Raw genomic sequence first — 18993 nt, forward strand, 5'->3', positions numbered from 1 at the left:
CCCTCAGGGTATCGGGTTCCCACATTCATCCGCACATGTGCGGATGAATGTGGGAGGTGTTCGGATGAAGTTGATAATCAAGGCCGACAAAATATACTGCTCTCCACCTACGATTTTGATTGCGGATTTGTATGCGTCGGTGTAAAATTGTTTTGCGAAGTCATAGCCGCCGTGATTGTAGAAGTAGGCGGAGTTCACATCAAAGACCAACTCACCGTATCGAAATGCGTCCGCCTTAATGCCACGGGTGGAGATCACACCATCGGCCTCCATTTGGGAGAACATCTCCTGATACCCTGCGGATGGGACCTTGAAATGGACATTGAGCGACGTCCGCTCTGGTACAATGTCCTGGTTGACATAGGAATCCTTCTCGCGTTCGTTGTGCTGCTGGGTGTTGCCGATTTTAGCAGCGGTCAGCCTCATATTTCTTGCGTTGGTGCGGTCAATGCCGTCGCCTCTCGCCATAGGCAAAAATCCTCCCATTTCAGATGTTTGGTTGTTGAAAATGGACGGGGGTTCGGGGAAGGCACTTCCTGCGGGAAGTGTAATAACCCACTATGGCACTTTCGCCCCGTTGGTGCGAAAGTGCCGTGGGCTCTCCGAGGGGGTGCGGGGGCTTTGCCCCCGGCAACTGCGGTTGCCTCCCCCAGCAGGGCCGCCCTTTGAAAAGGGCGCCCTGCACCCCGCCTAAACTTTTCCACTTGCCGGGTGGTGGAAAGGCACAGCCTTTCCACCACCCGGCAAGTGTCCTCCGTGGGCCAAATATCAAGGGGTTCGGGTTGTATTGCCTTGCGGCAATCTCCACCCACAGGTATGCCCCCTTGACATTTGACCCCGCTCCCCGTGACAGCCGTGACGACCGTGACGATGTTTTGGACACCGCCCCCGCTCTCAAAAAAGCCGTCACAGCCGTCACGGTCGTCACGCTTGGGGAGGATCCAGGGTCAGGCTGATACTTCTCCCGGCGTGGGTGCGGGTGTTCTCATAGCGGATATGATAGTCCGTTGCCAGTTTCCCGGCCCGGACGTTCAGCCGCATCGCCAGGGCATTGGGCTTCATATCCACTTGCAGGGCTGCCGCCAACTCCGTGGCCGTACCGCCCCAGGACGGCCTCTCCGCCGTGATAAAGGCGGCTACGGCCTCCAGCACCGGGTCGGGGGGTTCTACCCACAACTCCGTTTCCATCCGCTCCAGTGTCCATGTCAGGTGTTCCTTGTCCTTAATGAGATAGAGCCGCTGGTCTTGCTGGTCACGTCCTACCACATCCAAGGTGGCGGTGCCGTCCGTCCGCTTCTCCTTCTGAAGAAGAAAGGCCCCGTCTGCTGCCCCCGACAGGCCGTTGGTGCCGGAGATCATATCAAACTTGTCGTCGGCCTGCTGCTTCCGAGTGTGATGTACCAGTAGGAGGCAGACGCCGCAAGCGTCAGCAAGGCGTTTCAGCTTTCCTACCACCTCATAATCGTTGGCGTAGCTGTACTTATCCCCGCCAGCCTCCCGAATCTTCTGAAGGGTGTCAATGATAATCAGTTTGGTGTCTGGGTGTTCCTGCACGAATCGCTTTAGCTGTTCCTCCAGCCCGTTGCCGACCTGCTTTGCGCAGATGGAAAAGAGGAGGTCGTTGGTGCCGTCCATGCCGAACATCCGGTAAAGCCGCTCCTGCAAGCGACGGTGATCGTCCTCCAGCGCCAGATAGAGGACAGTCCCCTTGTGAACGGGATAGTCCCACAGGGGGAGGCCCATGCTGACGTGGTAGGCAAGCTGGGCCATCAGAAACGACTTGCCTACCTTGGGCGCTCCCGCAAAGAGGTACGTCCCCGGATAGAGCAGACCGTCAATGACGGGCGGTCTGCTCTGATAGACGTTCTCGTACAACTCGTTCATGGAAATCGTGGGGAGATACGCCGGGTCGTTCATGCGCTGCATTTTCCGCAGCAGTTCCGCATAATTTTTTTCAGGGGGATTGTTTTCTGTCGTTTCCTCTGTTATACATGCGGTAGGTGTTTGTGAAATGGGCTGTTCCCCGTCTGCGCCAACAGACGGAACCGGGACAGTCCTTTTCGTTTCTCTGGAATCCATCAATCTATCAATCCTCCTTCATGCCGCCCATGATAGCGGCGATCATCTGAATGGTGTCCAGCAGTTCATCGTCCACGCCAGCCCCGTCCTCGGCCCGCCGCAGTTCGTCCAGAACGGCGGCAAGCTGGTCACGCAGGGCTTTGTAGACCTTGGGATTACCCTGTACCACTACGTCCCGGCACAGGAGGCGTCTTGTGATGTAGTCCTGCTTTGTCAGGCCGGAGAGCCGCACAGCGGCCTCGATCTGTTCATCTTCCTCCGGGGACACCCGGAAGGCCACGGTCTTGTTCCTCCAGCGATTTTTGTTGTCTCGGTTTTTCAGTGACATGGTTACGTTCCCATCCTTTCAAAGTCCAGTTTGTCCGCCATCTCCGTCTGCCTTGTAGGAAACAGATGGGCGTAGCGGTAGGTGATATCGATACTCTCATGCCCCACCCGGTCAGCGATTGCCAGGGCGGTGAAGCCCATATCAATCAGCAGGGAAATGTGTGAATGTCGGAGGTCGTGAATTCTGATCCGCTTCACTCCCGCCGCTTTCGCACCTCTGTCCATTTCATGGTGGAGATAGTGCTTGCTGACAGGGAAAATCCGTTCATTTGCCCCGGTGCTGTAAAACATCTTTAAGTAGTCCTCCATCTCTCCACAGAGGAATTTGGGCATCTTAATGACACGGTTGCTCTTTTTCGTCTTAGGAGTGGTAATCATGTCCTTGCCCTTGAGCCGCTGATAGGATTTGCTGATGGACAAGCCCGAGCTGCTCGAGTCCATCGCCGCAGCGCTCGGCGTGTCCGTCAACGCCCTCAAGGATTACGGCGTCGAGACCGCAGGCGACCTCATGTCGCTGCTCGTGCGGCTCGAGGACTCCTTCGGCATAGTTCCCTCAGCCGACGGTTCGGGCCTCTCCCTGAACCCCAAGGCGCCGCACGCGCCCAAAGCCGCGATGGCGATCGAGTTGTGGGCAGAGAAGCGCGCACGGCTCGAGAACGGCGAGATCGACGCCGACGAGTACGAGGACTGGAAAGCCTTGCTGTAACGGCTCCCCGCATTTCGCAATCAACGCAACCGAATCAGGACGCCAGGCTAGGCGGTGAGCTCCGCTCGCTCCTGCGTAAGCTGAGTTTTTACTCCCCATTGCATGCAAAGGCATTTCAAGCGTAAATGGGGAGTAAATGACGCGGTGGCTTACATGGCGGCACACGGCAGTACGCCGCGGCATTTCCCCTGGTTACTCCCGTTTTCATTGAGGCGGCGAGATTCTTTACTCCCCATTAACCACCTGGGGAAACGCCGTACGGAGACCGTAAAAACGCCCGTTGAGTTCGATTTGAGTTTCACGGGCCCCGAAACGGCCTCGTTTCGTTCTCGGGGACAAAAATCGCGCGTCTACTCATTCGGGATAAATCTTTACTCCCGTTCCTCCGAATACCGCCCCGTGCCTTGTCGTCTTGAAATACGGGGAGTAAATCGCGAAATCGCAGGTGAAAGGGAGTAAAACGGCAAAGAAAAAGCCTCCGTCCCAACGCGGGAACGGAGGCCAGATTACCGTATTTACTCACCGCCGTCGCTGGCGGCTTTGCCATGACTCTCGTACGAAACGAAACTCAGCGGCACAGTGCGGCACTCAAAAGTGCAGGTCAGAACCCTATCAGCCTACTCCCACTCGATGGTCGCGGGCGGCTTGGACGTAATGTCGTAGCAGACGCGGTTGGCGCCGGGAACCTCGGCCACGATGCGGCCGGAGATGCGGGCCAGCACGTCGTAGGGCAGCTTGGCCCAGTCGGCGGTCATGGCATCGCTGGACTCAACGGCGCGCAGGATGATCGGGCGCTGGTAGGTGCGCTCGTCGCCCATAACACCGACGGACTTAATGTCGGGCAGGACCGCAAAGTACTGCCAGCAGCTGTGCTCGGAGTTGCGCTCGCCGGTCTGCTCAAACAGACGCTGGTTGTAGGCGTCGAGCTCCTCGCGCACGATAGCGTCGGCATTCTTGAGGATCTCGAGTTTCTCCTTGTCGACCGCACCGATGATGCGGATGGCCAGACCCGGGCCCGGGAAGGGCTGACGGAACACGATGTGAGCCGGCAGGCCCAGCGCCAGACCAAGCGCGCGGACCTCGTCCTTAAAGAAGTGATCGAGCGGCTCGATAAGGTCGAAGTGCACGCCCTCGGGGAACGGGATCAGGTTGTGATGGCTCTTGATGGTGGCCGTCTTGCCGCCCGTCTTGCGAGCGCCAGACTCGATGATGTCAGGGTAGATGGTGCCCTGAGCCAGGTACTTGACCGGCTTGCCATCGGTCTCGAGCTGCTGAGCAACCGCGAAGAACTCTTTCCAGAACTGCGTACCGATGATGCGGCGCTTCTCCTCGGGCTCGGTCACGCCGGCCAGAAGCTCGGCATAGCGGTCCTCGGCGTGAACGTGGATAAAGTCGACGTCAAACTGCTTGGTAAAGACCTCCTCCACCTGCTCGGGCTCACCCTTGCGCAGCAGACCGTGGTTGATGAACACGCAGGTCATCTGCTTGCCCACGGCGCGAGCGCCCAGCGCAGCCACGACGGAGGAGTCGACGCCGCCGGACAGGGCCAGAATCACGCGGTCGTTGCCGACCTTCTCGCGGAACTCGGCCGTCATGGTCTCGACCAGGTTGTCCATGCTCCAGTTGGGCTCCAGGCCGCAGATCTCAAACAGGAAGTTGCTCAGCAGCTGCTGACCGTACTCGGAGTGCTTGACCTCGGGATGGAACTGCGTGGTGTAGATCTTGCGCTCAACGCACTCCATCGCAGCGACCGGGCACACGTCGGTGCTGGCGGTAACGGTAAAGCCCTCAGGCACCTCGGAAACGGCGTCGCGATGGCTCATCCACACAGTCTGCTCCATGGGCGTGGAGTTAAAGAGCTTGGCGCCGGCCGTGCGCGTGATGGTGGCGCGGCCGTACTCGCCCACCTCGGAGTGGCCGACCTTGCCGCCGAGCGTCACGGCCGTGATCTGATGGCCGTAGCAAAAGCCCAGGACGGGAAGGCCCAGGTCAAAGATGGCAGGATCGATGGACGGAGCGTCCTCGGCATACACAGAGGCCGGGCCGCCGGAAAGGATGAGCGCAGAGGCGTTCATTTCGCGAATCTCGTCGGCCGAGATGTCGCAGGGGACAATCTCGGAATACACGTTGAGGTCGCGGACGCGACGGGCAATGAGCTGACCGTACTGCGCACCAAAGTCGAGTACGAGGACCTTTGCGGAAGCCTTTTGATCCATGGTTTCCCCCTCTTGTTGGCGGGGAGCCGGTGCCCACCCGCGCGAATAAACGAAAACAGCTTACATAGTGTACACGTTATATGGGGTTTCTCGTCCCTCGCAGCCATCAGCGCACGGCAAACGCACGACCTGGGCCCTATTTGACGGTAATTGAAGCGTTACCAGACGTTACAGATGATGTAATACGTTTGAACATTGGACGCCCTGTGCCACAATACTGCCGAACGGCTCCGCCCCTGCGGCGGCAAATACGATAGGAATACCAGCATGAAGCGCATCCTTCTCATCGCCACGGGCGGCACCATCGCATCGACCGAGGATGGCAACGGCCTCTCCCCCGCCCTGACCGGTGAGGAGCTCGCCCAGAGCGTCCCCGAGATCTCGGGCCTCTGCGAGCTCGACGTGGTGCAGCCCATGAACATCGACAGCACCAATATGCGCCCGAGCGACTGGATGCGCATCCGCGACGTCATTGTCGAGGGTTATGCTGACCACGACGGCTTCGTGATTCTGCACGGCACCGACACCATGAGCTACACCGCAGCAGCACTTTCGTATCTGATCCAGGACAGCCCCAAGCCCATCGTGCTCACCGGCTCGCAAAAGCCCATGGGCAATCCCTTTACCGACGCCAAGCTCAACCTGTACCAGAGCCTGCTCTATGCGCTCGATGAGCATTCGCACGACGTCTCGATCGTGTTTGGCGGCGTCGCCATTGCCGGTACGCGCGCCCGCAAGCAGCGCACCATGAGCTTTAACGCGTTCATTAGCGTCAACTATCCGCCCATTGCCTACATCCGCAATGACCGCATCGTGCGCAATGGGCTTCACGGCACGCATCAGGGCGAAAACCCGGTGCGTTTCTACGACAGCATCGACCCGCGCGTATTTGTACTCAAGCTTACACCCGGCGTAAACCCGGGCATCCTCGACGCCCTTGCCGATAGCTACGATGCTGTAATCCTTGAGACCTTTGGCATTGGCGGTATCCCCGAGTTTGGTGAGTCGGGCGAGTCGTTCCAGGAGGCGATTTTTCGCTGGGTCGGTTCGGGTCGCACCGTCGTTATGACCACGCAGGTCCCCGAAGAGGGCCTTGACCTGGGTGTTTATGAGGTCGGCCGTGCCTATGCCGACCATCGGGGCATTTTGCGCGGCGACGATATGACCACCGAGACGCTCGTGGCCAAAACCATGTGGGCACTCGGCCAGTCACGTGATGCGGCCGAGATTCAGCGCCTGTTCTACAGCCAAGTCAACCACGACCGTATCCCGATGGTGTAGCAAAAAACAAAATCCGCCTCTTTGGGCCCAGTAGGGCACGTGGTACCCCTCGGAACGTGCAAAAAGCGGAGTTTTCAGCATCCGCCCCTTCCGGGAACGTTAAAACCGCTGGCTGTAAATTGCCTTTCGACTCGAAAGACTCGTTCCGCGCGCTTGTTATTCCTCATATTATTGAATTTTGTGGATAATCCAAAACATTACGCGTCGTATTTGTGGCCCCGGCTGCCGTCAAATTATTGAGGGATGCTGAATACTCGCGTTTTTGCACGCCGCCGTCGGGGGGACCCGTTCAACAAGCGGCAAATCTAGCAAAAAAGGCTATTCGATACCCTCGAGAAGCTCTGACACCGTCATGCCGAGTGCGGGCGCGATCTTAAATAGAACCTTGAGCGTGAAATTTGCCGTCCCATCTTCGATTCGGTCGAGGTAGGGTCGGCTGATTCCTGTCGCCACACAAAAATCAACCTTGGAGATACCAAGGTCCCTGCGTGTCTCTTCGACCCGCCTGCCAAGAATCTGTTTCGCACGTTCGTCCATGCAGCCGAGTTTGAAATGGAGGCGAACATAAACGTAAACTATAGTTTACGTTTTGCCGAATACACAGGAGTTTTCTATGTCGGGTTCTTCGGTCCGCATGTACCGAGCCACGCTTCGCACAAACAGCGCGCCGCCCAAGCTCGTCGTCGTTGAAGCAGAATGTCTTTCGCCCGATGAGCGCACAGCATTTGCATTGCTATCAAGTCGCGTCGCCGCCGTTCTGGTCCCTTGCCCGGCGCAAGGTGAACTTGCCATCCAATGCCAAGCGCACAGCTGCTCGCTCAATCAGGCTGCCGTAATCGCAACCAGTCAACGTGGCCTGCCCCTTCTCCTGGAAGCCGGTATCGCGCTCGCCCTTCGCGGTGCCGGATACGAAAACGAGGCCGCCGCCGATGTAGTCTTTCAACCACGATCGAGCGGCGGCCTCGCAGCAGCCATCGAATATGCGTGCAGGCTCGTTGCCTAAAGGCGCAAGCTAAAAGCCCAGGCCAAAGCCCATACCGGTAATCGCCGAATACATAAAGTAGACGTTGATCACATTGAGGAACACACCCGTGATGCAACCGTTGCGCAGGTAGCGCTCGCACACGATGCGCGCCATGGCGGCTGAGTCATCATTGTTCTTTGCCTGGCGTCCCGCCGTAAAGTACGTCGCCACGCTCAGCAGCAAGTTGAGCACCGGCAACGCCAGCAACTCGTAGCTCTTGCCCCAGCGCGTCGCCTCGCCGGCGGCATTAAACTTTGTTGCCACCTCGGAACCAATGTTGGGGATAACACACGCTGCGACCACCAGCGGAATCACCGCAAGTACGAGCAGCGCAATACCCATGTAGCCAGCTTTTTTGCCATATTTAAACATATGCGTCGTCCTTACACGTTAAAGCGGAAGTGCACGACGTCGCCATCGGCCATGACATAGTCCTTGCCCTCAATACGCAGCTTGCCGGCGGCCTTGGCGCCCTGCTCGCCGCCGAGCTCGATATAGTCGTCGTAGCCAATGACCTCGGCCTTAATAAAGCCGCGCTCAAAGTCGGTGTGGATGACGCCGGCGGCCTGCGGGGCGGTCGCGCCCTGACGCACCGTCCAGGCCTTGACCTCCATCTCGCCGGCCGTAAAGAACGACTGCAGGCCGAGCAGCTTGTAGGCTGCCTGCGCGAGCACGTCCAGACCGGGCTGCTCCAGGCCCAGGCTCTCCAGGTAGTCGGCAGCGTCCTCGGGATCGAGCTCGGAAAGCTCGGCCTCGATCTTGGCGCAGATGGGCAGCGGCTTGACACCATCGATGGGCGCCAGATCGTCGTTGAGCATATCCTCGTCCACGTTGGCCACATACAGGATGGGCTTCATGGTGAGCAGGAACAGGCCCTTGGCGGCGGCACGCTCCTCATCGGTCATCTCCATGGATGCGGCGCGCTTGCCCTCGTTGAGCCAGGCAAGCAGGCGCTTAGCGACCTCGAACTTGGGCATGAGCTCCTTGTCGCGCTTGGCCTCCTTCTCGAGCTTGGGCAGCTGCTTCTCGAGCGTGCCCATGTCGGCCAGGATGAGCTCGGTCATGATGGTGTCGGCATCGCCGGCGGGATCGACGAACTCGCCCGTGCGGCCCACCTCACGCATGACGTTGGGGTCCTTAAAGTAGCGCACGACCTCGCAGATGGCATCGGTCTCGCGGATGTTTGCCAAGAACTGGTTGCCCAGGCCCTCGCCCTCGTTAGCGCCCTTCACCAGACCTGCAATGTCGACAAACTCGACCGTCGCCGGCACAATGCGACCGGGGTTGACGATGTCGGCAAGCTTTTGCAGGCGGCTATCGGGCACATCGACGATACCCACGTTGGGGTCGATCGTGGCAAACGGGTAGTTGGCGGCAAGGCCGGTCTTTTTGGTAAGCGCGGTGAACAGCGTCGACTTGCCCACGTTGGGCAGGCCCACGATACCGATGGAAAGGGACACGACAGCTCCTTTTGGTACAGGTACTTCAAACTTCATAAGTATAGCGCCGCCGCAGCATCCGGGCGAATCCGGACACCGCGGCGGCGCAAATGAAGCAGAGATGCGTAAGAGTTCGAGACAGTAGTCCTTACTTAAGCTCGGGCCAGAAATCCTTGTTGGCCTCGATGAGCTCGTCCAGAATCTGCTTAGCAACGCTTGCCGAAGGAATGGTCTTGGAGAGCGTGAGTGCCTGCCAGAGCTTCTGGTAGCTGCCCTCGACCCAAGCCTGGACAACGAGCTTCTCGACGGAAACCTGCTGCTCCATCAGGCCCTTCTGGAACTGCGGAATCGGGCCCTGGCAGATCTTCTCAAAGCCGTTGGAACCGACGATGCAAGGCACCTCGACCATGGCCGTCGGGTCGAAGTTGGGCACAGCGCCATCGTTGGGGACGATCAGCAGGAAGCGCTCGAGCGTGTTCTCGGCCAGTGCGCAGGCAAGGTCGACGATGTAGTTGGCGTGTACGTCGGGCTCAAAGCCGCCGTCCTTGGCAGTACCCTTGGCGATGATGTCGCGGCAAGCGCCAAAGACCTTCTTCTCGCGGCCGTCCATAACCTCATTGGCGCGAGTGTAGTTGGGGTCAGACGTCTCGACAACATAGTCCGGGTACAGGTAGTACTTGAGGTAGGTGTTGGGAATCGTCTCGGGATCGACAGCATAGACATCCTTGGCCTTGCCGAAGGTGTGAATCCAGCTCTCCTCGACGTGCTGCTCCTTACCGGCCTCGTGCTCAATGCCGTCCAAGTAGCCGTTCTTTGCCATGTGCTCCTTGATCTGCGGCATGAGGTCGTTACCCTCCTTGTCGTAGATCTTGCTCCACCAACCAAAGTGGTTGAGGCCGTAGTAGCTATACTGCAGCTCGCGACGATCCTTGATGCCGCACATACGGCTCATCTTATCCATGAGGTCGATCGGCATGTCGCAGATGTTGATGATGCGGCTGTTGGGGCGCAGCACACGGCAGGCCTCGGCAACAATAGCTGCGGGGTTGGAGTAGTTGAGCATCCAGGCGTTGGGGCTGTACTTCTCCATGTAGTCCAGGATCTCGATGACGCCGCCGATGGAGCGCATGCCGTAGGCGATACCGCCGGCACCGCAGGTCTCTTGACCAACGCAGCCGTACTTGAGAGGAATCTTCTCGTCGAGCTCACGCATGGCGTACAGGCCGACGCGGATGTGAGCGAGGACGAAGTCAGTACCGGTAAAAGCGGTCTCGGGGTCGGTGGTGTAGTTGAACTCAACCTCGGGAGCGTTCTCGTGGAAGTAGATCTCGCACGCCTTGGCAACGATCTCCTGGCGCTCGGCGTTGTTGTCATAGAAGGTCACCTTGTTGACCGGGAAGCGGTCGCGCTCCTCGAGCAGCATCAGGGCAATGCCCGGGGTAAAGGTGGAGCCACCGCCGGCAATGGTCACGGCATAGTTTTTCTTGGACATGATGTCCTCCTCATTCTGGCCGCTTGCTCAATCCATCCCCGCACGCGGCCTGTACGGTTTGGAATTGTTACCTAGAAGTGGAGTTTTTTATCTCTAGAATCGGCCTTGCGGTGCATACCGGCTCTGCAAGGCCGATTGTTTCGATGGACGATGGTTTACAGAAGACTCTCGAACTTCAGAAGACTCTCGAACTTCTCGCGAACCTGCGGAACGGTAAGGCCGATGATGACCTGGATTGACTGACCTTGGACCACCAAGCCATGCGTACCGATCGCCTTGAAGGAAGCCTCGGGTGCAACGACGCTCTTGTCCTTGACGTTAACGCGCAGACGGGTAGCGCAGTTAGTTACATCGATGATGTTATCCGCGCCACCGAGTAGATCAAGGATGTTCTCGGCAAGCACCAAGCGCTCATCATCTTTACTCTGGGCGACCGATTTGCCAGCAGCACCGCCCTGCTTTTGCTTGTAGTCGGCCTTGGACTTGAGCTCGACCTCAACATCGTCATCCTCGCGACCGGGGGTCTTAAAGTCGAACTTGACGATCAGGAAACGGAAGACCACGACCCAAAGAGCGGTAAAGCACAGACCGACAAGGATGGAGATGGCGTACTGCAGACCATGTGCGGCCCAAAGGGGCAGCCAGTCCCACGAGAGCATCGAGATGATGCCGCCGTCGAAGATGCCCACGACGCCAAGGAGGTTTTGAGCCATGCAGCCAAGCGCTCCGAGCACGCAGTGGACGACGAACAGGCCAGGCGCGATGAACAGGAAGGTGAAGTCAAGCGGCTCGGTAATACCGCAAAGCATAGCGGTAAGGGTGACCGGGATCAGCAGAGCCTTGACGCGCTGCTTGCGCTCGGGTTTGGCGGTCATATAAAACGCAATGGCGACGCCAAGCGAGCCGAAGACCTTAGTCCAACCAGGGCAGGTATAGGCAGCCCAGGGTGCGGCATCCTTAAGAGCAATGCTCGGATCGGCAGCCAGTTGGGGCAGGATGTTAGCCCAAGCGGCAAAAATGCCGCCATTGACCGCCGCGTTGTCGTAATAGAACGGCGTATAGATAAAGTGGTGAAGGCCTGTAGGAATCAGCACGCGCTCGAAGAAAGCAAAGACGCCAACGCCGAACGTACCGGCGGAAAGGATGAATCCCTGGAAGGCGGAGATAGCAGCCTGAACATGCGGCCACACCAGGCAGGCGATAAGAGCGACCGGAACCATAACGAAGAAACCGATCATATAGATGAACACGGAGCCCGAGAACACGCCCAGCCACTCAGGAAGTTCGGTGTCGAAGAACTTGTTATGCAGCATCGTGGCGATACCAGAGATAATGAGCGCGCCCATGATGCCCATATCAAGCGTTTTGATGCTTGCGATAGTGGCAAGACCAGTACCGCTGCCCGCCTCGACAGAGTAGTCGACCCCAAAGACAGGGCCCCACTGCCCCAAGATTGTGCTAACAAAGTAGTTGAAGGTAAGGTAGATGGCCAAAGCCTCCATGCAGCAGCGAGCGTTCTGCTTGTTCGCGAGCGAGATTGGCAACGCTACGCAAAACAGCAACGGCATCTGGTTAAAGAGCGTCCAACCACCCTGGAGCAGCACATTCCAGCAATCAAACCAAAGATGGCCCGCAGTGGCCATCTCGCCAAAGATCGCCTCGGTGGTAAACAACGTACCCAGGCCGACGACGATTCCGGAAAATGCGAAAAGAATTGCAGGCGTGTACATTGCACCGCCGAAACGTTGTATCTTTTGCATCATGACGGGGAATCCCCCTCTCTTCATTCGGAGCGACTGCGGTTTTGGCTTCACTCGAGACCGCAGACGCGCCGTTTGCGTGTACCTCGTGCAATAGGACGGGTGGGCCCGCTTCCCTGACTTCTTGCGCTTCTATTTTTATCATATCACTTATCTAGACAAGTTAGCATAAATACAACGGTCGATAAACGGTTGATTATTGGCCGTAAACGGTATATGTCCAGTATTTCGCCTGTTAAATCTGACATAGTTGATGGCTGCATTTCAATTTTCTTTTCTACTTGTCTAGATGTGCTTGTCTATATCTATAGACATGCCTATACTTCATTACAACATTCACCGCCACGTTAAGGAGTCACCATGAAAAGCGCGGTCTTCTATGGAAAGCACGACCTCAGAGTCGAGGAATCGGCAAAGCCGGCCGTGGGCAGGCGCGACGTTCTGATCAACGTCAAAGCTTGCGGCGTCTGCGGCACCGACGTGCATATCTATGAAGGCGACAAGGGTGCGGCCGACGTTACCCCGCCCACGATCCTTGGTCATGAGTTTGCGGGCGTTGTCGAGGCCGTGGGCAGCGATGTCACCGGCTTTAAACCGGGCGATCGCGTGTGCATCGACCCAAACCATCCCTGCGGCTGCTGCGAACCCTGCCGCGACGGAATCAACCACTACTGCGAGCATATGACCGGTTACGGCACCACCGTTAACGGCGGCTTTGCCGAGTACTGCTCCGTCGATATGCAGCAAGTCTACAAGTTGGGCGATCACACCAGCTTCGAGCAGGGCGCCATGACCGAGCCCGTCGCCTGCTGCCTGCACGGCATCGATATGTGCAACATCAAGCCCGGCAGCACAGTTGTCGTTATCGGCGGCGGCATGATCGGTCTGCTCATGATGCAGCTTGCTAAAAACGCCGGCGCCACCAAGGTTGTCTTGCTCGAGCCTGTCGAAGGCAAGCGCGAGGTTGCGCTCAAACTCGGCGCCGACCTGGCAATTGATTCCATCCACGAGGACGTCCCGGCCCGCCTGAAGCAGGAGGGCGTCGGCAACGTCGATGTCGTTATCGAGTGTGTTGGCAAGCCCGTCACCATCGAGCAGGCCATCCAGATCGCCGGCCACAAGGCTACGGTCATGATGTTCGGCCTCACCAAGCCCGATGAGACAATCACCGTCAAGCCCTTCGAGGTCTTCCAGAAGGAGCTTGTGCTTACTTCGTCCTACATTAACCCTTATACGCAGCGTCGTGCGCTCGAGCTCATCGACTCTGGCAGGCTCGACGTATCCTCGATGGTCGCCAAGGTGGCTTCCCTCGACGAACTCGGCGCCATCCTGTCAGACCCAGCTCTGCGTGCCATGGGTAAATATATAATCGACCCCAGCAAGTAAATCGATCGGCACCTGCGCGAGCGGTCCTCATCCACCGCTCGCGCACTCAGCTCTAGGAGACCGTCATGGCGCGAGCCATCTTCCAAACTATTTACGACAACGTGAAGCAGTCGATTGACGACGGCACATACGCCTATCAGAGTTATCTGCCTTCGGAGACTGAGCTCACGCAGCTGTTTGACTGTTCGCGCATGACGGTCCGTCGCGCCATCTCGATGCTTGCGGCAGATGGTTACGTGCTCCCCCAGCAAGGCAAAGGCATGCGCGTCATTCGCAACATCAGTGACGAGAAGAGTCGTGGTGGCGGCGGACTCGAGACCTTTAAGGAAATCGCGACCAGCCGAGGCTTTGAGCTCAAGACTGTCACCACCGTCTTTGAGCTCCTCATCTGTAGCAAAGCACTCTCCGGGATTACCGGGTTTCCCGAAGGCTGTGAGCTCACACGCGCCAAACGCATTCGTTATGCAGACGGACATGCCGTGTGCTCCGACGACTCCTATTACCTAAGCTCACAGGTACCGGGACTGACACCCGAGATTGTCAACGATTCGATTTATCGTTACCTCGAAGAAGACCTTGGCATTAAGATTGCCACGGGCAAACGCGATGTAACGATTGAGCACCCCACGCCCGAAGATGCGCGCGTGCTCGATCTCGACGACTTTAACGCACTCGCCGTTATACGCGGGCAGACCTACAACGCCGACGGCATCCTTATGGAATACACCGAGACAAAACAGGTCCCCGGGTTCTTTTTGCTCCATGAAACCGTGACGCGCAACGGTACCGGTCGAACCGGCCACCAAAGCAGCATGAACTAACCATTTATTAGTTGCGGTGGAATAGTTCCTAGAATGGCCAGCTTAAGGGCAAAACAGGAACTATTCCACCGCAACTTTTTTGGCCGGTGGGGCAGTACCTGTCCCACCGGCCATCATTTACGTTCTTTTAGCTAGTCTGCGAGCTTCTCCACCTGGTCGAGCATCTTGTCAAGCTTGGCCTTTGCTTCGGCCTTGACCTTCTCGGCCTCCTCGTGGGCCTTGGCCTTCTGAGCGGCCTTTTCCTCGGCCTCGGGGTCGACAACGACCAGATTGGACGCATCGTGCTCGACCAGCTTGAGCGCATGATCGGGGCACACCTTGACGCAAGCTCCGCAACCTAGGCAATACGTGGACTCCAGTGCAAAGCGACCGCTTCCCACCAAATCGCAGGCAAACGTGGGGCACACGTTGACGCACTCGCCGCACGACGTGCACTTGTCAAAATCGCATTCCGGTGTGCTCACCTGCATATTCTGGGCAAGCTCGGGGTGGTTCTGCAGCGTCGAGAGCACCAGCTGCCGCCCGTGCGTGAGCGAACGGCGACGCTTGGTCGTCGTGGTGCCGCACATGGTGTTGAGTGTGCGCTCGAGCTGCGTGATCTGGTGACGGTGGGCCTTCAACTTCTGCGTCACCGAGGCCAGTGCCGCCGTCGCCGGGTTGAGCTTAGTCACGGTTAGGCCCGTGGTGCGGGCAATCTTATCCATGTACTCCTTGCGCTCGTACTCGCGGCGCTTATGGCACTTGAGGCTCTTGGGGTCGACCTCCAGGCCCATGCCCGTGCCGGACCACTCCTCGGCCTTCGCAATCGCCTCGCCCAGAATGTCCTCACCGCCGGTGTTGCGACACTTATCGCACACGCCTAGTGGCAGGTAGACGCTCACGTTGGGATAGTCAGCCAGTACCGAGAACCAGGTCTCGGCAGTAATATCGCCCACGCAGGCGACGACGACCTCGTTCTCGCGCGGCATGCGCTTAAGAGCGCGCGTGCAGGTGACGTAGGCGGTCTCGTGGCTCGTAGCAGCAGAGACAATATCGTCATACAGGTTTTTAGGCGCCAGGCGCGGCGAGATGATCGCCTCGGTCGGACAGGCAGCGGCGCACAGACCGCACTTGCGACAGGAGTCGAGAATCTCGATGGAGTCTTCCTCGACCTCGATAGCGTTGACCGGGCACACGTCCATGCACGCGGTGCAGCCGCTCTTTTCGTTTTTGCAGGTCAAGCACGGAATGGTGTTGCCGCGCGGGCGCTCCTTGTAGTCGGCAGGATTCCACTGCGGCGCCGATGGATCGAGTGCATCGGTCACGCCGCCAAGCGGGTTTTTAAGAAAGTCGAAACCCTTGCTGATCTCGATAATGTCATCAAACAGATCGTGTTCCTGCGCCATGCGCGGCCCCTCCCTGAGCAGTGCAAACAAGCAAGAGATAATGATACGCCATCGGCCCACGACTCGGGCAAATTACACGCGGAGCACCTTTGAGGCAAATAGCCTATGCCTATCGCCGCCTCGATTGCACAAGGTCGATCAAGCGCCTAGCTATGCCTCGCGCATGAGCTGCACGATCTTTTGTCTGGTCACCTTGGCCTGTTCGTTAGCCATATTGCGTTCGTTTCTAAAGGCCGCATCTGCAACGCTCATCAGGTCGGCATCGGAAATCTCGTCAAGGCCCAGCTCCTCGAGCGTCGTCGGCAGACCGACGCGCTGGCAAAACTCGAGCACCTGATTAAGCTCGGGCGCACGCTCCAGGCGCAGCTGCACCACCAGGCCAAATGCCACGGCCTCACCATGCATGGCCTTGCACTCGGGCAGAATCGTCAGGCCGTTGGCTATGGCATGGGCAAGCGCTAGGCCACCACTCTCAAAGCCAACACCCGAGAGCAGAATATTGCACTCGATCAGGCGCTCAACCGCTGGCGATGTACGGCCCTTTTTGAGATCGCGCTTGGCAGCGACGCCGCACTCCATGAGTGTGTCATAGCAGGCACGAGCCGCAACCAAGGCCAAGTGTCCCGGCGCGCCACCGTGCTCGTTAGCGCCGTGCGCCGCGGCGCACGAACGCGCCTCGAAATACGTTGCCAGCGCATCGCCCATACCAGCGACCGTCATACGCAGCGGAGCTGCCGAGACCACGTTGGTATCGACCACGACCAGGTCTGGATTCTTCTCGAGCATCAGGTAGCGGTCGAACGACCCATCCTCGTGATACAGCACCGAAATCGCACTGCACGGACCGTCCATCGAAGCCGCCGTGGGGCATACGCACAACGGCAACTCGGCATAAAACGCAACGGCCTTGGCGATATCCAGCATCTTGCCGCCGCCAATACCCACCACCATGTCGCAATACTCGGCCTGGGCTTCCTTAGCCATTTTTACAACGGCTTCTTCCGTACACGGACCGTTATAGATCTTAAAGAATGGCTCGCTTAGGTCTTCGTCCAGAAATCCATCGACGATCTGCTTGCACAGCCGATCCTCGGTGCCCCGGTCAAACAAGACATAGGCAGCGCAGCCCAACCATGACAAATACTTGCCTTGACGCGACAGTTCGCCCGGCCCCTGAACATACCGGCCGGGACCGCCGTAAACCACAGGAAGCGCCATACGAGAATCCGCCCTTCATCAAACAACGATTGGTGCAAAGTAACCTGACCCCTTTGCACCATAGCAAAAAGGGGCAAAGCCATCTGCTGGCTTTGCCCCTTCCTTAGCGGGATTTACTCATCCATGAGATAGTAGTGACCCAGTGCGTCGGCACCCAGGATGGCGTTGGCGACCATCTCGGGCGTCACCTCAATCGGCATGTTGCACATGGTGTCCTCGGGCGCGCAGGCGGCCTCGGCAACAATCATGGCCTGCTCGCGCGTAAGCTCGGCAACGCCAAGTTCCTTCATCGTGACCGGCAGGCCCAGCTCAATGCAGAAGCCCAAGACTTCCTCGAGCTTCTCGGTCGGGGCATCCTCGAGTACCAGCTGGACGATGGTGCCGAAGGCGACCTTCTCGCCGTGATACATGTTGTGGCACTCGGGCAGCATCGTCAGACCATTGTGGATGGCATGAGCAGCAGCAAGGCCCGAGCTCTCAAAGCCAATGCCCGAAAGCAGCGTATTGGCCTCGATGATGTGCTCGACGGCAGGCGTGAGCGCGCCCTTCTCCAGCGCGACCTTGGCCTTGACGCCGTCGGCCATGAGCGTCTCATAGCAGAGCTTGGCGAGCGCCAGGCCGGCCATGCCGCCCTTGCCGCCAGCGCAGGTGCCGCCGTCGGCATCGTGCGTCGCCTGGGCCTCGAAATAGGTTGCGAGCGCATCGCCCATACCGGAAACCGTCAGGCGCACCGGGCTCGCCGCGATAACCGTCGTATCCATCAGGACAATGTTGGGGTTTGCCTTAAGGAAGAGATACTTGTCGAACTGGCCGTCATCGGTATAAAGCACCGAAAGCGCAGAACACGGAGCATCGGTCGAGGCGATGGTGGGGCAAATGATAACCGGGGACTCCAGGTAATAGGCGACAGCCTTCGCGGTGTCGAGGATCTTGCCGCCACCGACGCCGACGATGATGTCGCAACCGTTGTCACGAGCGAGCGCAACCAGGCGATCGACCTCGCCCTTGGAGCACTCACCGTTAAAGTCCTCAAACAGCAGCTCGGCCTTAGCCTCGGCAAAGCCGCCCTCGATCTTGGCGCCGACGCGCTTCTTGCCCGAAGGCGTCACGATGACGAGAGCCTTAGCGCCGAGCGGCTCGACATAGGAACCGAGCTTGGCCAGCTCGTCCGGACCCTGGATGTACTTGCTGGGGCTATTGAAGATTGCAGCCATTTTTATCCCACTCTCTAATAATTAAGACGATATGAGAAAGCCATTTGGGTCGCCTCCCCCGCGGCGCAGCTTCTTTCCGCGGGCTCGGGATGCCACAATGGGCTTTGAGTATCGGCCCGTGCGGTAGCCCTTACCGCACCTGCGGGGAGGAGGCTTCCCATGCCCCATGTTACCTCCATCGGCCTGGACGTCCACGCGCGATCGGTCGCCGCCGCGGCGTTCAACCCCTTCACCGGCGAGGTGGTGCACCGTGACTTCGGGACGGACGCCGCCGAGATCGCGGAGTGGGCCCTCGGGTTCGAGGAGCCCAGGGCCTGCTACGAGAGCGGCCCCACCGGCTTCCACATGGCGCGCGAGCTGCGCGCGCTCGGCCTCGACTGCGCCGTGGCCGCCGTCTCCAAGATGCAGAGGCCGGCGGCGGACGCGCGCCGCAAGAACGACCGGCGCGACGCCGAGTTCATCGCCCGCATGCTCGCCACCCACAACATCGTGGAGGTCCCGCTGCCCGATGCGGCCGTCGAGGCCGCCCGGGACCTCGACCGCGCCCTCGACGACGCCACGGTGGAGTACCGCCGCGCCAGGCAGCGCCTCAACATGTTCCTGATCAGGCTGGGCCACGTCTGGGACGAGCGCAACGCCGACGGG

Annotated in this window: 19 protein-coding genes; 6 read left to right on the forward strand and 13 right to left on the reverse strand. The window is 58.7% G+C overall.

Translation table 11 applies throughout. The annotated features are described in order from the left end of the window. Window positions 1-3: 3 nt before the first annotated feature. The 4 genes from KSY82_RS09150 to KSY82_RS09165 all read right to left on the reverse strand — a co-directional run bounded on the left by KSY82_RS09150 (window position 4) and on the right by KSY82_RS09165 (window position 2784). The gene (locus KSY82_RS09150; protein ID WP_254881795.1) at window positions 4-468 is read right to left on the reverse strand and encodes a plasmid recombination protein; all 465 of its coding nucleotides are present in this window, start codon (window positions 466-468) and stop codon (window positions 4-6) included. A gap of 456 nt (window positions 469-924) precedes the next feature. Beyond that, entirely contained in the window at window positions 925-2079 is a 1155-nt protein-coding gene (locus KSY82_RS09155) for a helicase RepA family protein (protein WP_217750993.1), read from the reverse strand. A gap of 7 nt (window positions 2080-2086) precedes the next feature. Continuing rightward, window positions 2087-2407, reverse strand: coding sequence for a plasmid mobilization protein (locus KSY82_RS09160; RefSeq protein ID WP_052792090.1), 321 nt, complete (start codon window positions 2405-2407; stop codon window positions 2087-2089). Between the two features lie 2 nt (window positions 2408-2409). Next, window positions 2410-2784, reverse strand: a complete 375-nt coding sequence (locus tag KSY82_RS09165) for a tyrosine-type recombinase/integrase (RefSeq protein WP_427883384.1) — start codon at window positions 2782-2784, stop codon at window positions 2410-2412. Window positions 2785-2818: 34 nt separating this feature from the next. Here KSY82_RS09165 and KSY82_RS09170 point away from each other — a divergent pair, with 34 nt between their 5' ends. Continuing rightward, window positions 2819-3112, forward strand: a complete 294-nt coding sequence (locus tag KSY82_RS09170; protein WP_068539730.1) for an XRE family transcriptional regulator — start codon at window positions 2819-2821, stop codon at window positions 3110-3112. Window positions 3113-3729: 617 nt separating this feature from the next. Here KSY82_RS09170 and guaA read toward each other — a convergent pair. Next, the gene (gene guaA / locus KSY82_RS09175) at window positions 3730-5328 is read right to left on the reverse strand and encodes a glutamine-hydrolyzing GMP synthase (protein ID WP_217750994.1); all 1599 of its coding nucleotides are present in this window, start codon (window positions 5326-5328) and stop codon (window positions 3730-3732) included. Between the two features lie 267 nt (window positions 5329-5595). On the opposite strand from guaA, the gene KSY82_RS09180 reads away from it, so the two are divergent. Beyond that, entirely contained in the window at window positions 5596-6609 is a 1014-nt protein-coding gene (locus tag KSY82_RS09180; RefSeq protein ID WP_217750995.1) for an asparaginase, read from the forward strand. Between the two features lie 318 nt (window positions 6610-6927). Here the strand turns inward: KSY82_RS09180 and KSY82_RS10600 are convergent, their stop codons facing one another. Continuing rightward, window positions 6928-7146: a helix-turn-helix domain-containing protein gene (locus KSY82_RS10600; RefSeq protein WP_035136926.1), complete on the reverse strand. Its 219-nt coding sequence runs from the start codon at window positions 7144-7146 to the stop codon at window positions 6928-6930. A gap of 76 nt (window positions 7147-7222) precedes the next feature. Between KSY82_RS10600 and KSY82_RS09190 the strand changes: the two genes are divergently transcribed. Continuing rightward, window positions 7223-7612 (forward strand): hypothetical protein, encoded by a 390-nt coding sequence (locus tag KSY82_RS09190; RefSeq protein ID WP_217750996.1) that lies wholly within the window; start codon window positions 7223-7225, stop codon window positions 7610-7612. Window positions 7613-7621: 9 nt separating this feature from the next. Here KSY82_RS09190 and KSY82_RS09195 read toward each other — a convergent pair whose 3' ends face one another. The 4 genes from KSY82_RS09195 to KSY82_RS09210 form a co-directional block, all read right to left on the reverse strand. Continuing rightward, a complete protein-coding gene (locus KSY82_RS09195) occupies window positions 7622-8005 on the reverse strand; it encodes a DUF1648 domain-containing protein (protein ID WP_217750997.1) in 384 nt (127 codons plus the stop codon). 11 nt (window positions 8006-8016) lie between these two features. Next, on the reverse strand, window positions 8017-9093 hold the full coding sequence (gene ychF / locus KSY82_RS09200; RefSeq protein WP_035136922.1) for a redox-regulated ATPase YchF: 1077 nt from the start codon (window positions 9091-9093) through the stop codon (window positions 8017-8019). Between the two features lie 127 nt (window positions 9094-9220). Next, window positions 9221-10564 (reverse strand): 6-phospho-alpha-glucosidase, encoded by a 1344-nt coding sequence (locus KSY82_RS09205; protein ID WP_055287031.1) that lies wholly within the window; start codon window positions 10562-10564, stop codon window positions 9221-9223. 155 nt (window positions 10565-10719) lie between these two features. Beyond that, complete coding sequence (locus KSY82_RS09210; RefSeq protein WP_217750998.1) at window positions 10720-12327, reverse strand: alpha-glucoside-specific PTS transporter subunit IIBC; 1608 nt, start codon at window positions 12325-12327, stop codon at window positions 10720-10722. A gap of 357 nt (window positions 12328-12684) precedes the next feature. On the opposite strand from KSY82_RS09210, the gene KSY82_RS09215 reads away from it, so the two are divergent. Together KSY82_RS09215 and KSY82_RS09220 are read left to right on the forward strand one after the other, a co-directional pair. Further along, the gene (locus tag KSY82_RS09215; RefSeq protein ID WP_217750999.1) at window positions 12685-13710 is read left to right on the forward strand and encodes a zinc-dependent alcohol dehydrogenase family protein; all 1026 of its coding nucleotides are present in this window, start codon (window positions 12685-12687) and stop codon (window positions 13708-13710) included. A gap of 65 nt (window positions 13711-13775) precedes the next feature. Continuing rightward, the gene (locus tag KSY82_RS09220) at window positions 13776-14531 is read left to right on the forward strand and encodes a GntR family transcriptional regulator (protein WP_217751000.1); all 756 of its coding nucleotides are present in this window, start codon (window positions 13776-13778) and stop codon (window positions 14529-14531) included. 131 nt (window positions 14532-14662) lie between these two features. On the opposite strand, the gene KSY82_RS09225 is transcribed toward KSY82_RS09220, so the two are convergent. The 3 genes from KSY82_RS09225 to KSY82_RS09235 all read right to left on the reverse strand — a co-directional run bounded on the left by KSY82_RS09225 (window position 14663) and on the right by KSY82_RS09235 (window position 18348). After that, the gene (locus tag KSY82_RS09225; RefSeq protein WP_217751001.1) at window positions 14663-15916 is read right to left on the reverse strand and encodes a 4Fe-4S binding protein; all 1254 of its coding nucleotides are present in this window, start codon (window positions 15914-15916) and stop codon (window positions 14663-14665) included. Window positions 15917-16066: 150 nt separating this feature from the next. Beyond that, window positions 16067-17134 (reverse strand): glycerol dehydrogenase, encoded by a 1068-nt coding sequence (locus KSY82_RS09230; protein WP_217751002.1) that lies wholly within the window; start codon window positions 17132-17134, stop codon window positions 16067-16069. 113 nt (window positions 17135-17247) lie between these two features. Then, the gene (locus KSY82_RS09235; RefSeq protein ID WP_217751003.1) at window positions 17248-18348 is read right to left on the reverse strand and encodes a glycerol dehydrogenase; all 1101 of its coding nucleotides are present in this window, start codon (window positions 18346-18348) and stop codon (window positions 17248-17250) included. A 159-nt stretch (window positions 18349-18507) separates the two neighbouring features. Here KSY82_RS09235 and KSY82_RS09240 point away from each other — a divergent pair. After that, window positions 18508-18993 (forward strand): IS110 family transposase (locus KSY82_RS09240; RefSeq protein ID WP_217752381.1); only part of this gene is annotated, 486 nt, incomplete at its 3' end.

The sequence above is a fragment of the Collinsella aerofaciens genome (genome assembly GCF_019131995.1).
In the GTDB taxonomy this organism is placed as follows: domain Bacteria; phylum Actinomycetota; class Coriobacteriia; order Coriobacteriales; family Coriobacteriaceae; genus Collinsella; species Collinsella aerofaciens_S.